The organism is Bacteroides sp. CAG:189 (genome assembly GCF_000432295.1).
GTDB lineage: Bacteria > Bacteroidota > Bacteroidia > Bacteroidales > Bacteroidaceae > Bacteroides > Bacteroides salyersiae.
In genome coordinates, this window is sequence record NZ_HF991110.1 from 1 (window position 1) to 13,983 (window position 13,983).

The window sequence follows — 13,983 nt, forward strand, 5'->3', positions numbered from 1 at the left end:
ACCGATAGTATGATAAAAAAATAATATTTCAAAGTTAAAATAATAAATGTAATCAATTGATTATAAATACATTGATAATGATTATAGTTCTGCAAAGACTTTGCAAATTTCTTACATCGGAATGCAGACACAGGAAGTGGCGATCAAACCGACTGTAAAGGTGGTATTAAAGTATGATTCACAAGTAATNGATATTAAAGTCTGATTCACAAGTAATTGACGAAGTAATGGTAGTAGCTTACGGTACTGCCAAAAAATCTTCATTCACAGGTTCTGCCGGTACTGTGAAAAAAGACAAGATCGAAAAGATGCAAGTTTCCAACCTTTCTAAAGCATTAGAAGGCGCTGTAGCTGGCGTACAGACCACTTCATCTTCGGGTCAGCCCGGATCTTCATCTTCAATTTATGTACGTGGAGTAGGCTCCATATCAGCATCCAAGGCCCCGCTTATCGTAGTAGACGGTGTTCCTTATGAAGGCTCTCTAAACTCCATAAATAATCAGGATATCGAGTCCATGACTGTATTGAAAGATGCAGCAGCAAACTCTATGTATGGTGCTCGTGGTGCCAACGGAGTTATCATTGTCACAACAAAAAAAGGTAATTCTGGTAAAACAAAAATATCATTAGAAGCTAAATGGGGTATTAATTCAAGAGCCGTAAAACCATATAACACTATCAGGGATGAAGGTGAGTATTATGAGATGTTTTGGGAAGCTATCAAGCATGAAGCAATGTACGGAACCTTAGGATTAGAGCCACTCCAAGCTGGTATCTACGCATCAAAAACTCTTATAGATCGTTTAGGATACAATAGTTATAATGTAGCCAATGATATGTTAATAGATCCGGTGACAGGACGTTTGAATCCAAGTGCCCAACTACTATATCATGACGACTGGCAGAAAGATCCATTCAAAAATGGCTTACGCCAAGAGTACAATCTATCACTTAGCGGAGGTAATGAGAAAACAACATTCTTTGCTTCATTAAACTATTTGGATGACGAATCATATCTTCGTAATTCCGATTTCAGACGTTATTCAGGACGTATCAACTTAGACCATCAGGCTAACGACTGGTTAAAAACAGGATTTAATGTAGCTTATGGTCAAACATCAACGAATGCAACTATTGCAAGCTCATACGCTTCAAGCATGTTTTCTTTTGCACAAGGTATTGCACCTATTTATCCGATCTGGGAACGTGATGCGCAGGGAAATATCATGACCAACCCAACGACGGGAGAAAACCTGTTAGACTGGGGTGACGGAGATCGTAAAAGACCGTACAATACAGGTACAAACCCGTATAATACGATGATAAACGATATTCGTGAAACAACTGTAGACAATTTAAGCGCACGTGTATATGGCGAGGTTAAATTCCTCAAAGATTTCAAATTCACAGCCAATTTGAGTATTGATAATTTCACTACTAATAAAATTGTATTCCAAACACCGATTGCAGGTGATGCAAAAGATGTAAACGGACGTTCCACAAAAGAATCTCAAAGATATTTTGTACTCAATACCAATCAATTATTGTCTTGGATTCATAGATTTAACAGCCACAATGTAGACGTGTTGCTGGGACATGAAGTTAAAGCAGATAACGTAAATTATCTTGGAGCCAGAAAAGAACAATTTTATATGCCCGGAAATCCGGAGTTAAACAACGGTGCGGATATAAAATCAGCCTCTTCATATAAAAACGATTATCGTCTGGAAGGTTTCTTCGGTCGCGTTCAATATGACTATAATGATAAATATTATCTAAGTGGAAGTTACCGCCGTGATGGTTCTTCTAAATTTCATCCGGACAATCGTTGGGGAAACTTCTGGTCAGCCGGCGCCTCTTGGAGAATGAAAGAAGAGAGTTGGTTGGCAGATGTGGATTTCCTGACAGATCTGAAATTAAAAGCAAGTTATGGTACACAAGGAAATGATAATATCGGTAATAATACGCCTTATATGGATCAATACGAAGTTGTTGCACAAGATGGAAAACCTGGTGGTGTAAAAGTATGGAGAGGAAATAAAGAAATCACTTGGGAAAAGAGTAACAACTTTAATATCGGCGCAGAATTCGGCTTTTTAGATCGCATTACAGGAAGCGTGGAATTCTTCATCAAAAAAACGACCGATTTGCTTTACGGCAAACCGCTTGCTCCATCAGAAGGTTCTCCTAATGTATTATGGGTGAATGATATGGACATGAAAAACACCGGTGTCGAAGTAGAACTGAATGCTAATATTATCAAGTCAAATAATATAAAATGGGACGTTAGCTTAAATCTTACTCATTATAAAAATGAAATTACTAAGTTAGCAACCGGCAAGGATCCCAATGGATATGCAACAGGAAATATCTGGAGAAAAAAAGGAGGTACAATCTATGACTGGTACATGTACAAATATGCAGGTGTGGATTCTAACACAGGTGAAGCATTGTACTATCGTGATGTAACAGACAAAGATGGGAATGTAAGCACTACAACAACAGCCAACCCTAATGATGCAACACGTTACGAAACCGGCAAATCGTCCCTACCCGATGTATACGGCGGTCTATCAACTTCTTTAACAGCCTATGGATTTGACTTGAATATCAACACAGCTTTCTCTATCGGAGGTTATGTATATGATAGCGGCTACTCTTCATTGATGGGCGGTGGACAAGAAGGTTCAAACTGGTCAACTGACATCTTTGGAAGATGGACTCCGGAAAATCCACAAGCAACTGTTCCAAGAGTACAATTGAGTACTCAGAATCTTTCGGCTATGTCCGACCGATTCTTGACAAGAGGTGATTATTTCAATATCAAAAATATATCATTAGGATATAGTTTCCCAAAAATGTATACACAAAAATTGGGAATCGAATCATTAAGACTTTTTGCTGTAGCTGATAACGTTTGGCTTTTATCAAAACGTACAGGGCTTGATCCCAGACAGAATCTGGACGGTACTATTGATTACGGAGTTTATGCAGCAATCCGTACTGTATCTTTTGGCTTCAACATTAACTTTTAAATAAATGCAGGATATGAAGATTATAAAATCATTAATAATAGCCTTATTCGCTGCCACAGTTGTATCTTGTGGAGAGGACTACCTAACAACTAATCCGACGGATGTAGCAACCGGAGATGCAATGAATGAACTGGCGAAAAATAATCCGGATAAATTAGTAACCATAGTAGAACCCTTACTAAAAGGATTATATGCAGACTTTCAAACCAAATCGGGTACAGACGGACAATATCAACATTGTGATTATGGTTTTCAAAGTTTCTTTTTGATGAGCGATATCATGAGCGACGATATGGCTCTGCACGTAAACGGATGGTTTAAATTCGATCACTTGTTCGATTATCGCGACGAACCTTATGTGCGCACATTCGGATATTGGAATTTCTTTTATACGATGGTTAATAATGCCAACGCGATAATTGAAAAAATTCCGGATGAAAGCCTTGATGCGGAATTACATGCGATTAAAGGACAAGCGTTGACATTCAGAGCCTTATCATACAGTTATTTGATTCAGATGTATCAACAGACTTACAAAGGTAATGAAAATCAACCGGGTGTACCCTTGATCATCACTACATCCGAAGGGGAAAGCCGTAGAGGTCGTGTCCCTGTGGCAGACGTGTACGATCAAATAGAGAAAGACTATCTGAAAGCCATCAATTTCTTGGATGGATGGGATAGAGGTACAGATAAAGGAAGGATTGATAAAAGTGTGGCACAAGGTCTACTTTCGCGTACATATTTAGTAATGAACGAATGGCAAAAAGCAATTGATATGGCAAAAGCTGCCAGAAGTGGGTATTCTTTGATGAATACAACTGAAATTGCTACCGACGGTTTTAATGAAATTAATAACAAAGAATGGATGTGGGGAATGGATGTAACAACAGCAAATGACAATATCTTGGGATTTGCATCATTCTCTTCATGGATTTGCACTACTGGTATAGGCTACGGTGGCAAAAGTGGTTATTATATAAAGATGGATGCAAAACTGTATAGTAACTTCTCTTCGACAGATGCCCGTCTGGCTCAATTCGTTAGTCCCGAAGACGCAACGGCAATATATCCTCCTTATACTAACTTGAAATTTAAATATGCTGCCAGTTGGATGGCCGATAATGTATTTATGCGCGTATCCGAGATGTATCTTACAGAAGCAGAAGCTCTCGCGCACTTGAATAAAGGAACAGAAGCCGCCATTGTATTGAAAGACTTAATGGTAAACCGTGACCCGTCATGGAATAAAGCATCTGTCACAGTAGACGATGTATATACCCAAAGACGCCTGGAACTTTGGGGCGAAGGCTTTGCGCTATATGACCATTTACGCTTGAAAAAAGGAGTGGACCGTACTTATGCAGGATCTAACTATTTTGATGCAGCCAAGTTAAAAATAGAAGCCGGCGATTGGAAATTCTTATACCAGATTCCATTAAGAGAAATTCAAGAGAACGAATCTATCTCAGAAGCCGATCAAAATCCTTAAATAAGGAAAAATGAGAAAATTGTATAATGATAAAAACAAGATTATGAAAAATAAGATATATAATATATTCTTTTCCTTTGCTTGTGTCTCTATTTTGTTTGCTGCATGTAGCGAAGAAAAGAAAGAAGACTATAATCCGGTTTTCGACTCCAGTAAATTGGCAATAGTTGAAACGGGTGAAGCATTAGGTAACTATGGCACAGCACTAAAGCTGAGTATGAAAACAACGAGTAACAATGCACTGGATACCGTCATACAGCAAGGTATAGTACTGGCCACCTCACAAGATCAGTTAGATTTAATTCATGGAGTAGTTTATCCATCGAATTCACGCAAAGTAGGAGAAACAAACGTGGTAACTATAAAAGAACTGGAAGCACAAAAAGAATACTATTATTGTGCATATGCACAGAACCGTGAAGGGGTAGCTTTTGGAGAAGCTAAGAAACTGACAACAGATAAGGCTTGGGATAGAGCCCCGGTTGTATATGAAAACTTTAGTACTACCAGCTTCCTCCAAAATTTGGCATTTATAAATCTCGGTGCCGATGATGGTTTTCAAGCCGGAAACGTAAGTTCTTGGGAGTTGGGATTAGTTAATGACGCATCTTTTGCAATGCTTCTTTGGTCAATAGATGGCAATACTGGCGCTCTCTTAGCTGCTGATGACTTGATAGAATGTACTGCCGATTTTACAGACGGTGTATTTCCGGAATTTACGTTTTTACCCTATTCGTACGGAGCAATGCCGGTTCAAACGAGTGATATCTATTTTGACTCTTTTGAAATTATCGCATCCGAATCACCTATCGAAACAAAAGAGCAGGCCGATGCAGCTAAAATTTATTATAAAGCTACTCTAAATAAAGATACTGTAAACAAAATGCACACTGTGGACTTATCTGATTTCGAGAATAAAGTATGTTATATCTATATCAGGCATAAAGCTGAAAAAACGGGTTATGCTCTTATGATTTCACATGTAGAAGCCAATGCGTTATTCGCACCGATAGAATAACAATAGTAGAGCTATTCAAATTTAATAATAGGGCAGGCAAAGAGGCCTGCCTTATTTTATTTCCCTAAATCGCAAAACACACCTATTTATTATGAAGAATTTCCGTAATATATTAAATTGGGTTCTTATCTGTTTCCTCATCACACAGGTAGGAAATATCTGGGCAATACCTGCTGATCCGACGCCTTTTAAGCTACAACAACCGGACGGAAAAGAATTTCATGCAAAATTGCATGGAGATGAATTCTTACATTTTATAACAACAACAGATGGATATACAATTATAAAATCTCCAGATGGTTTTTACAAATATGCAGTACAAAATCATGATGAAAATATCCTTCCCGGAAAATATACAGCGAAAGATCCGACTGAACGTAGCAATGATGAAGTTCTCTTCTTAAATTCCGTCAAACGGTATTTACACTCCAGGCAATCAAAGCCCAAGCTCAGCCGTTCTCTGGCAAATTCTTTGATAAGAGAGAACAGTTTAAAACGAATTTCTTCAACACAATTTAAAGGAATTATTATTCTGGCTCAATTTACCGACCGCTCATTCTTGCCCAATAATTCAAGAGAATTATTCGATGCGACCATCAATCAACCCAATTATCGAGAAGATGATTTTACCGGTAGCGTAAGAGATTACTTCTATGATACTTCAAGAGGAATATTCGAACCGCAGTTTGATATTGTGGGTCCTGTAACCTTAGACTATAAACAAACAGATGCATTGGGATCAGACAATGGACAGGCTTTAGTTCGTGATGCTTGCATAAAAGCAGACCAATTTGTAGATTTCTCTAATTATGATTTAAATGATGATGGAGAAGTGGATATGATATATGTAATTTTTGCAGGAGGAGGATCTCATGCAGGAAATAATGCTGATTTCATTTGGCCTCATGCTTATGCTTTAAATTACAGTCGTGTAAAATTGGACGGAGTTTATTGTAATCGCTATGCATGCTCTACAGAACTGGCCGGAAGAGAGAATAATAAGATCAGAGACGGTATAGGCACTATCTGTCATGAGTTTAGCCACGTATTAGGGTTACCGGATTTTTACGATACCGACTATGAAGAAAATGGTTCTGCACCGCATCCGGGCAATTGGTCTTTAATGGCAAGCGGAGGATATCTGAATAATGGAAGAACCCCCTGTAGCTACTCTGCTTTCGAACGTTATGCCATTGGTTGGGCATCGCCTGAATTAATAAAAGAATCGGGAAATTATACTTTACCTCCATTGACTACCTCTAATGAAAGCTTCCGCATAAATTCAGCAGTACCCAAAGAGTTTTTTATTCTGGAAAACAGAATTCAGGAGGGATGGGACAAATACTTGCCAGGAAAAGGTATGTTGGTTTTTCGAGTAGATTCAACTAATCCGAATGTATGGATACAGAATACCATTAACAATAACCCCAATCACGTATATTATGAACTTATAAGAGCCAATAATTCATTGGCAGATGGAGGAGGGAACACTTTTCCCGGAACAACCCAGCGTGAATCATTGACAGATGACACAACCCCTTCCCTAAGAAGCTGGACCGGTACTCCTACGGAAACCTCCCTTTTGAATATTAAAGAAGAAAATAATATAATATCTTTCACTGTCAACAAAACCTCATACAATCGATTGGTAGAAACTTTTGAAAGTATCTCCAAACCTAACTGGAATCAAGAAAACGTAAGCGGAATACTGGGCAGTTGGAACTTCTCAAATGCAATAACTTACGCCACTACAGAAACCAATATGGGAAACGGATTACGGGTAGCTTCTATTAAAAGAGGAAAAATAGAAATGGAATTCAATACTCTTGAAGATATAAAATCCGTTAGCCTCATTGCCGGGAAAAAGACAGCCACTTCCCCCCCGCAAACAATTAAAATAGAGATATCCAAAGACAATGGCAGCAATTGGGTAACATATGGATCAACTATTACCCTGACAGAGAATAAAATGAATACCTATATCATAGATGAAGAAATCACGGCACCTGTCAGATTCAGAATTGTAAACATTGGTACTTCAGAAGCTTTGGTAGATGATTTTACAATAACCGAAAAACGAACATCTACAACGATCACTCGCCAACAAGAAGATTCCATAAAATTCTATACTTCAGAAAGAAACCTCTATGTACAGAGTGATAAAGACAAGCAATTGGTTGAAATCTTCAGTATTGAAGGACGACAAATTTTGAGTATACTCTGTGATAAAGGCTGGAATGAGATTCCAATAAAATCTCCCGGAATATATATAATAAAAATAGATAATCATATTTCTAAACTGATATGTAATTAGACATAAAACGCTGTCTCAAAGTAAAAAAAATAAGACAGCCCTTATATTTTGTAAATCATAGTATAAAAACCTCCCTGTTCTTGCCTTAATTCATTACAATACAAGACTAAAACAGGGAGATTTTCTCTTCTAAAGTTTCAATTTATAAACTTTTCAACTTTCAAATCCCATTTTGAGACAGTCTCTGAAGTTTTAACATGAACACTACGATATCGGAGGAAGTTAATTCCGCAAAAATTGATCACTTTTTAAATACAGCTTGTTTGAGATAAAATAACACATAAGCTACATCCGATTACAAAGTCTGTTTTATCACATCATCCCCTCTTTTAATATTCCTACCAAAATCGGTTTCAGACCGCTGACAAAACACTCTACGGCAATTACCATCAATATCAATCCCATTAAGCGCATCATCACATTATTACCAGTCTCTCCCAAAATCTTAACCAGACGAGTAGAAGCACGAAGAATAAGAAAAGTTATAAAGTAAATTAATGCAATCATCCCAATCAAAGTACTTTTCATCTCAATTGTATGGGCATCCTGCATTAATACAATAGCATTGGCAATCGCTCCCGGACCGCATAACATAGGAATAGCCAAAGGGGTAATTGAAATATCATCGGCATAGGTTTTAATTTCTTCATCTTTCAACTTCATAGGTGTATATCGAGCCTGCAACATATCAAAGCCAATCTTAAAAATAATAACTCCACCTGCTATACGAAACCCATTAGTGGATATTCCGAAGAACTTAAATAAGAATTGCCCGGCAAAGACAAAAACCATCAAAGTAATAAAAGAAACAATAGTAGCACGCTTAACCACGGATTGCCGCTCTTTGTCTGTCATTCCATGCGTCATCGTAAGAAACACAGGCATGGTACCCAATGGATTTGTCAATGTGAAAAAGGAAGTAAAACAAAGTAAAGCAAAAGGCAATATAGTATCCATAGCAGTGATAACTTTATACGTTATTTTTCACCGCAAAAGTACGACTTATTCACAAATACTACAATATTTGCATCAACTCTTTCAAGTCTTTCAAAAGATAAGTAGGTTTAAAAGGAAATTCGGTGCGACCGGACACATTATAAAAAGCATGATGCATCCCTACTCCATTGGCCCCTACCATATCAGCCTCCCAACTATCGCCTATCATCAATGAATCACGCAGTTCGGATTGAGTAGCCGAGAGAGCAAAATAAAACAATTGCGGAGCAGGTTTCAAAAGTCCGATATCATCCGAAAGAATTACTTTTTTAAAATAGTGATCTATTCCCGCAGAATGCATCTTACGGGACTGGAGTTCATGAAAACCGTTCGACAGAATAAAGAGATTATAACGGGAAACTAAATACTCAAGTACTTCTTTCGCGTGAGGCATCAGCCGGCTCTTGGTGGGAATAACGGAAAAGAAACCCTCCGAATATGCTACCGCCAAAGCAGAATCGCCAGCACCTACTGCCTCAAGAGGATACAGAAAGCGTTGGCGATTGAGTTCCTCTTTTGTGATCCGACCATTACCGTATTCTATCCAAAGTTCCGTATTTCGCTGTTGATAAAGCGAATAGAAATGTTCGAAAGAATCAAAGAAAGCACCCAGTCCGTACTTATCATACATTTCTTCAAATGTATCACGCGCATTCGCTGAAAATGCCCATAATGTATCGTCTAAATCAAAAAAGAGATTTTTATATTTCATTATTTAACCTGGATAACCAAATATTTCGACACACTCCAAAACTCTTTTGGATTTGTAATCTTCAAAGTAAGTTGTCCTTTGTCATCTTTCACTAATTCGTAAGAACCAGCCGGATGAGTAGTCAATAACTCTGCACGTTTTGAATACAATTTAATCTCTTTAGTTGTACGAATATCGATCTGAGTGAAATAGTCCTTATTGAAATCAGCATTCTTCAAGACATCTCCACTCTGAAGAATCTTTTGCGACTTCAATTCTGACTTCGTGCCAAATACGAACCAGGCAGCATTAATAGCCTTATCCTGTTCAGCCACGGTTCTGGCTTTTGCTTCATTTTCTGCTGCAAGAGACTCTTTATCAGCAGACAATCCGCTGACGGCAGCATCCAATTCCTGAATACGAATATTCTTAGATGCAAGTTCGGCTTGCAACTCTTCAATACGTTGTTGTTTGGTAACCAGTTCCTGAGTCAGAGATTCCACCGCTTTTTTCAACTGAGCAGAATTGTTCTTACTACTCTTCAACATAGCCTGCAACTTTGCAATCTGAGCTTTGTTCTCTTCCATTTGTTTGGTAATAAACTCAATATCAGAAGCAATTTGCTGTTTGGCTGATGCCGAATTCTCGGTTATTGTGCCACGCTGTAAGTCTACACGACTCTCAGCATCATTAATTTGACGGAAACCTTCTTGAATTTCATTAAATGTTCCCATCATTTCGTCCAACTCAGCATTACGCTGTGACAATTCTATCAATAAGGAGTCATTTTCAGCCTTAAGATCTTTGCTACCACCTTTAAAGCCATCACACGAAGCCAACATGGCTGCGCATACAATTAAAACTGCTAACTTTTTCATACGTTTACGTTTTACGTTTTTAAATGAAGTTATTTAATCGTCTATTCCTGCAATTATAATCACTATTTCTCCACGGGGTTCCGTTTCGGTAAAGTGCTCTATCAATTCACTTAAACTACCACGAATGGTTTCTTCATGAAGTTTAGATATCTCTCTGGATACGCTTGCCAAACGTTCTGCCCCAAAATATTCGGCAAACTGTGTCAAGGTTTTCAGCAAACGATGGGGAGATTCGTAAAACACCATCGTACGCCGTTCTTCTATCAAAGACTTGAGTTTCGTCATGCGCCCCTTCTTTTGAGGAAGAAATCCTTCGAAACAAAATTTCTCATTAGGCAATCCCGAAGCTACCAATGCAGGAACAAAAGCCGTTGCTCCCGGTAAGCATTGCACTTCAATACCATTGCGCACACACTCGCGTACCACCAAAAAGCCAGGATCCGAAATACCCGGTGTACCGGCATCCGAGATCAAAGCAACCGTTTCACCGGCCTTTATTCTATTAACAACGCTCTCCACCGTTTTATGTTCATTAAATTTATGGTGAGATTGCATTGCATTCTTTATTTCAAAGTGTTTCAGCAAAATTCCGGAAGTACGGGTATCTTCTGCCAAAATAAGATCAACCTCTTTCAAAATTCGGATAGCCCGAAAGGTCATATCTTCCAAATTCCCTACCGGTGTGGGCACTACATATAATTTTCCCATACGACTAATGGTATCAGATTAATTAAAATACTTTTTCAGAATCTCCATAAAGTCTGCCATAGCTTCATTTTCTTCATTGACATCTACTTTGGAGCCAAGAAAAGCAACAGCAGTTTCCAAGGAGCTCATCTCCGATATCTGCTCTATCACCCGATTCATCTGTTCATTATCACCATTAAACAATTCGCGTGAGAAACGAAAAGAATCATTCAAGCTAATCGAACGCCGTAAATCCGCGGCAGGCCTAATACGTTCACCCAAAATCGGGGTAGAAGGTATTTGCACCTTTTCATCTATCTGGATATTCACCGGGGATACAGGGTCCATTTCTGGCAAAACTTCTTCTTCAATATCCATCGGCACCTGCTTCTCCAGAATCTGTTCTTCCAACCGAACCGATTCCACTTTTTCTTCAAAAGACTTCTGTTCCGCATCCAGTTCTAACAACAATTGATCCAGCCGGGCACGCATTTGCAAGATACTCCGTTTCAATACCTCACGTAAGGCAGCATTCGGCTCACGCGAAAAAGCATCCATCAAATACTTCAACTCTTGAATATCCAGTTCTATATTGGTCAATAGTGCTTGCATACTATTCTTATTTTCCTTTTTGTAGATGCCACAAATGTAGAAATAAATAATGAAAAAACATCAGAAAGCGAACAAAAGTGTTATTTTTGCAACCAAATATAACACACTAAATCATGGTATTATTTTCAGAAGATCACATACAGGAAACCAGAAGAAGAGGAAGAATTGAAGTTATTTGCGGTTCCATGTTTTCAGGAAAAACAGAAGAACTGATCCGTCGTTTGAAACGTGCCAAATTTGCCCGTCAACGTGTAGAAATATTCAAGCCGGCTATCGATGTCCGTTACTCCGAAGCAGATGTAGTATCGCATGACAGTAACACAATATCCTCCACTCCTATTGATTCATCAGCCAGTATCTTATTATTCACTTCCGAAATAGATGTAGTAGGTATTGATGAAGCACAATTTTTCGACAGTAGTTTAATCGAAGTATGTAATCAACTGGCAAATAATGGTATAAGAGTGATTATAGCCGGCTTAGATATGGATTTTAAAGGTAATCCATTTGGTCCGATGCCGGGTTTATGTGCCATAGCCGATGAAGTATCAAAAGTGCATGCGATTTGTGTGAAGTGCGGGCAACTTGCCTCTTTTTCCCATCGAACAGTAAAAAATGATAAACAAGTTCTGTTGGGAGAAACTGCAGAATACGAACCACTATGCCGGGAATGCTATTTACGGGCATTGGAAGAAGATAAAGAAAAAGGATAAAAACATCTATAAATATGGAAAGAAAGAAAATAACATTCGACAGTTTTATACGTGGTACTATTTGTTGTGTCCTTATAATCGGACTATTAATGCTGGTCGAAAGGCTCAGCGGAGTGTTATTACCTTTCTTTTTGGCATGGCTTATCGCCTATATGATTTATCCGTTAGTTAAATTGTTCCAATATAAACTACGTTTCAAAAGTCGGGTACTTTCCATTTTTTGCGCATTAATATCCATTACCATAATAGGAATCACTGCCTTTTATTTCTTAGTACCACCAATGTTAGAAGAGTTCGGAAAAGTTAAAGACCTCTTGGTGCTGTACTTCACTAATGGCATATCCCACAATTCCAATGTGCCCCAAAGTCTTTCAGATTTTATTCATGAAAACATAGACATGAATACACTGAACCGCATCTTAAGTGAAGAGAATATAATTAACACGATAAAAAACACAGTACCTAAACTATGGATGTTATTATCCGAATCTATAAACTTCCTATTCAGCATTTTAGCATCTTTCATCATTTTATTATATGTCTTTTTCATATTACTGGATTACGAAGCAATAGCAGAAGGATGGATTCATTTATTACCCGCCAAATATCGTACTTTCACAACCAATCTCGTTAAAGATGTGCAAAACGGCATGAATACTTATTTTCGCGGACAAGCACTTGTAGCCCTTTGTGTCGGTATATTATTCAGCATCGGCTTTCTCATTATAGACTTTCCAATGGCCATCGGCTTAGGGCTTTTCATCGGTGCTTTGAATATGGTTCCCTATCTTCAGATCATCGGTTTTCTTCCTACTATCTTGTTGGCTATCCTCAAAGCTGCCGATACGGGACAAAACTTCTGGATTATCATTGCTTCTGCTTTAGCCGTCTTTGCCGTCGTCCAAATCATCCAAGATACGATAATCGTTCCTAAAATCATGGGAAAAATAACCGGTCTGAATCCTGCTATCATCCTCCTATCTCTTTCGGTCTGGGGCTCACTTATGGGAGTATTAGGTATGATTATAGCACTTCCATTAACAACACTGATGCTGTCATATTATCAACGTTTCATTATTAATAGAGAAAAGATAAGCGATTCTGAAACCAAATCCACTGATGATCAATACGATTAGAAAGAAAGCATAAAATAATACGATTTTTTTTACTCACTTTACTTGCAAATAAAAAAAAAGTCACTACCTTTGCACCCGCAATCAGGAAATAACTGATTTGCAATAAGGATTGATTCAGTAGCTCAGCAGGTAGAGCACAACACTTTTAATGTTGGGGTCCTGGGTTCGAGCCCCAGGCGGATCACTTAGGAGAAATGAAAATACTCCGACAAACTAAGACAAAGCTCTTTAAACCAGTGGTTTAAGGGGCTTTTTTCTTACCCGCCTACGACAGAAAAAAGACCTCAAAAAGCCACCCTGTGAAGATGAATCGTTACTAATTCGTTACGGTTTTCCGTTACGATAAAAACCGTAACGAATTTATAGGTAAGTCGCTCATTTGTCGAATATTGGCAGTCGAAAGTCATAGCC

11 protein-coding genes and 1 tRNA gene are annotated in these 13,983 nt (G+C 38.3%); 7 read left to right on the top strand and 5 right to left on the bottom strand.

Going from position 1 to position 13,983, the window contains the following annotated elements:
- The first annotated feature begins 227 nt into the window (after positions 1–227).
- The 4 genes from QVP90_RS15005 (at position 228) to QVP90_RS15020 (ending at position 7,859) form a co-directional block, all read left to right on the top strand.
- Positions 228–3,035, top strand: coding sequence for a SusC/RagA family TonB-linked outer membrane protein (locus QVP90_RS15005; RefSeq protein WP_021936871.1), 2,808 nt, complete (start codon positions 228–230; stop codon positions 3,033–3,035).
- A 13-nt stretch (positions 3,036–3,048) separates the two neighbouring features.
- A complete protein-coding gene (locus QVP90_RS15010; RefSeq protein ID WP_021936872.1) occupies positions 3,049–4,527 on the top strand; it encodes a RagB/SusD family nutrient uptake outer membrane protein in 1,479 nt (492 codons plus the stop codon).
- 43 nt (positions 4,528–4,570) lie between these two features.
- Complete coding sequence (locus QVP90_RS15015; protein WP_005926116.1) at positions 4,571–5,545, top strand: hypothetical protein; 975 nt, start codon at positions 4,571–4,573, stop codon at positions 5,543–5,545.
- Between the two features lie 91 nt (positions 5,546–5,636).
- Positions 5,637–7,859, top strand: a complete 2,223-nt coding sequence (locus QVP90_RS15020) for a M6 family metalloprotease domain-containing protein (protein WP_021936873.1) — start codon at positions 5,637–5,639, stop codon at positions 7,857–7,859.
- A gap of 312 nt (positions 7,860–8,171) precedes the next feature.
- Here QVP90_RS15020 and QVP90_RS15025 read toward each other — a convergent pair whose 3' ends face one another.
- The 5 genes from QVP90_RS15025 to QVP90_RS15045 are packed head-to-tail and all read right to left on the bottom strand — an operon-like array spanning position 8,172 to position 11,723.
- Entirely contained in the window at positions 8,172–8,816 is a 645-nt protein-coding gene (locus tag QVP90_RS15025; RefSeq protein WP_005926121.1) for a MarC family protein, read from the bottom strand.
- Positions 8,817–8,874: 58 nt separating this feature from the next.
- On the bottom strand, positions 8,875–9,567 hold the full coding sequence (locus tag QVP90_RS15030; protein WP_005926124.1) for a YjjG family noncanonical pyrimidine nucleotidase: 693 nt from the start codon (positions 9,565–9,567) through the stop codon (positions 8,875–8,877).
- Positions 9,567–10,424 (bottom strand): hypothetical protein, encoded by an 858-nt coding sequence (locus tag QVP90_RS15035; protein ID WP_005926127.1) that lies wholly within the window; start codon positions 10,422–10,424, stop codon positions 9,567–9,569. Before QVP90_RS15035 ends, QVP90_RS15030 begins: the two co-directional genes overlap by 1 nt.
- Before the next feature lie 33 nt (positions 10,425–10,457).
- The gene (rsmI, locus tag QVP90_RS15040; protein ID WP_007478792.1) at positions 10,458–11,132 is read right to left on the bottom strand and encodes a 16S rRNA (cytidine(1402)-2'-O)-methyltransferase; all 675 of its coding nucleotides are present in this window, start codon (positions 11,130–11,132) and stop codon (positions 10,458–10,460) included.
- Positions 11,133–11,150: 18 nt separating this feature from the next.
- Entirely contained in the window at positions 11,151–11,723 is a 573-nt protein-coding gene (locus QVP90_RS15045; protein ID WP_005926133.1) for a hypothetical protein, read from the bottom strand.
- 113 nt (positions 11,724–11,836) lie between these two features.
- Here QVP90_RS15045 and QVP90_RS15050 point away from each other — a divergent pair, with 113 nt between their 5' ends.
- From QVP90_RS15050 to QVP90_RS15060, 3 genes are all read left to right on the top strand, one after another.
- Positions 11,837–12,436 carry a thymidine kinase gene (locus tag QVP90_RS15050; protein ID WP_007478794.1) on the top strand — a complete coding sequence of 200 codons (600 nt, stop codon included), beginning with the start codon at positions 11,837–11,839 and terminating at the stop codon, positions 12,434–12,436.
- Between the two features lie 14 nt (positions 12,437–12,450).
- Positions 12,451–13,572, top strand: coding sequence for an AI-2E family transporter (locus tag QVP90_RS15055; RefSeq protein WP_007478795.1), 1,122 nt, complete (start codon positions 12,451–12,453; stop codon positions 13,570–13,572).
- Between the two features lie 110 nt (positions 13,573–13,682).
- Positions 13,683–13,757, top strand: a tRNA-Lys gene (locus tag QVP90_RS15060).
- Positions 13,758–13,983: the final 226 nt, after the last annotated feature.

What these genes read in the sequence shown, in the direction of transcription:
- QVP90_RS15005 (WP_021936871.1), top strand. Translation starts at nt 228, where the DNA reads ATGGTAGTAGCTTACGGTACTGCCAAAAAATCTTCATTCACAGGTTCT.
- QVP90_RS15010 (WP_021936872.1), top strand. Translation starts at nt 3,049, where the DNA reads ATGAAGATTATAAAATCATTAATAATAGCCTTATTCGCTGCCACAGTT.
- QVP90_RS15015 (WP_005926116.1), top strand. Translation starts at nt 4,571, where the DNA reads ATGAAAAATAAGATATATAATATATTCTTTTCCTTTGCTTGTGTCTCT.
- QVP90_RS15020 (WP_021936873.1), top strand. Translation starts at nt 5,637, where the DNA reads ATGAAGAATTTCCGTAATATATTAAATTGGGTTCTTATCTGTTTCCTC.
- QVP90_RS15025 (WP_005926121.1), bottom strand. Translation starts at nt 8,816, where the DNA reads ATGGATACTATATTGCCTTTTGCTTTACTTTGTTTTACTTCCTTTTTC.
- QVP90_RS15030 (WP_005926124.1), bottom strand. Translation starts at nt 9,567, where the DNA reads ATGAAATATAAAAATCTCTTTTTTGATTTAGACGATACATTATGGGCA.
- QVP90_RS15035 (WP_005926127.1), bottom strand. Translation starts at nt 10,424, where the DNA reads ATGAAAAAGTTAGCAGTTTTAATTGTATGCGCAGCCATGTTGGCTTCG.
- rsmI (WP_007478792.1), bottom strand. Translation starts at nt 11,132, where the DNA reads ATGGGAAAATTATATGTAGTGCCCACACCGGTAGGGAATTTGGAAGAT.
- QVP90_RS15045 (WP_005926133.1), bottom strand. Translation starts at nt 11,723, where the DNA reads ATGCAAGCACTATTGACCAATATAGAACTGGATATTCAAGAGTTGAAG.
- QVP90_RS15050 (WP_007478794.1), top strand. Translation starts at nt 11,837, where the DNA reads ATGGTATTATTTTCAGAAGATCACATACAGGAAACCAGAAGAAGAGGA.
- QVP90_RS15055 (WP_007478795.1), top strand. Translation starts at nt 12,451, where the DNA reads ATGGAAAGAAAGAAAATAACATTCGACAGTTTTATACGTGGTACTATT.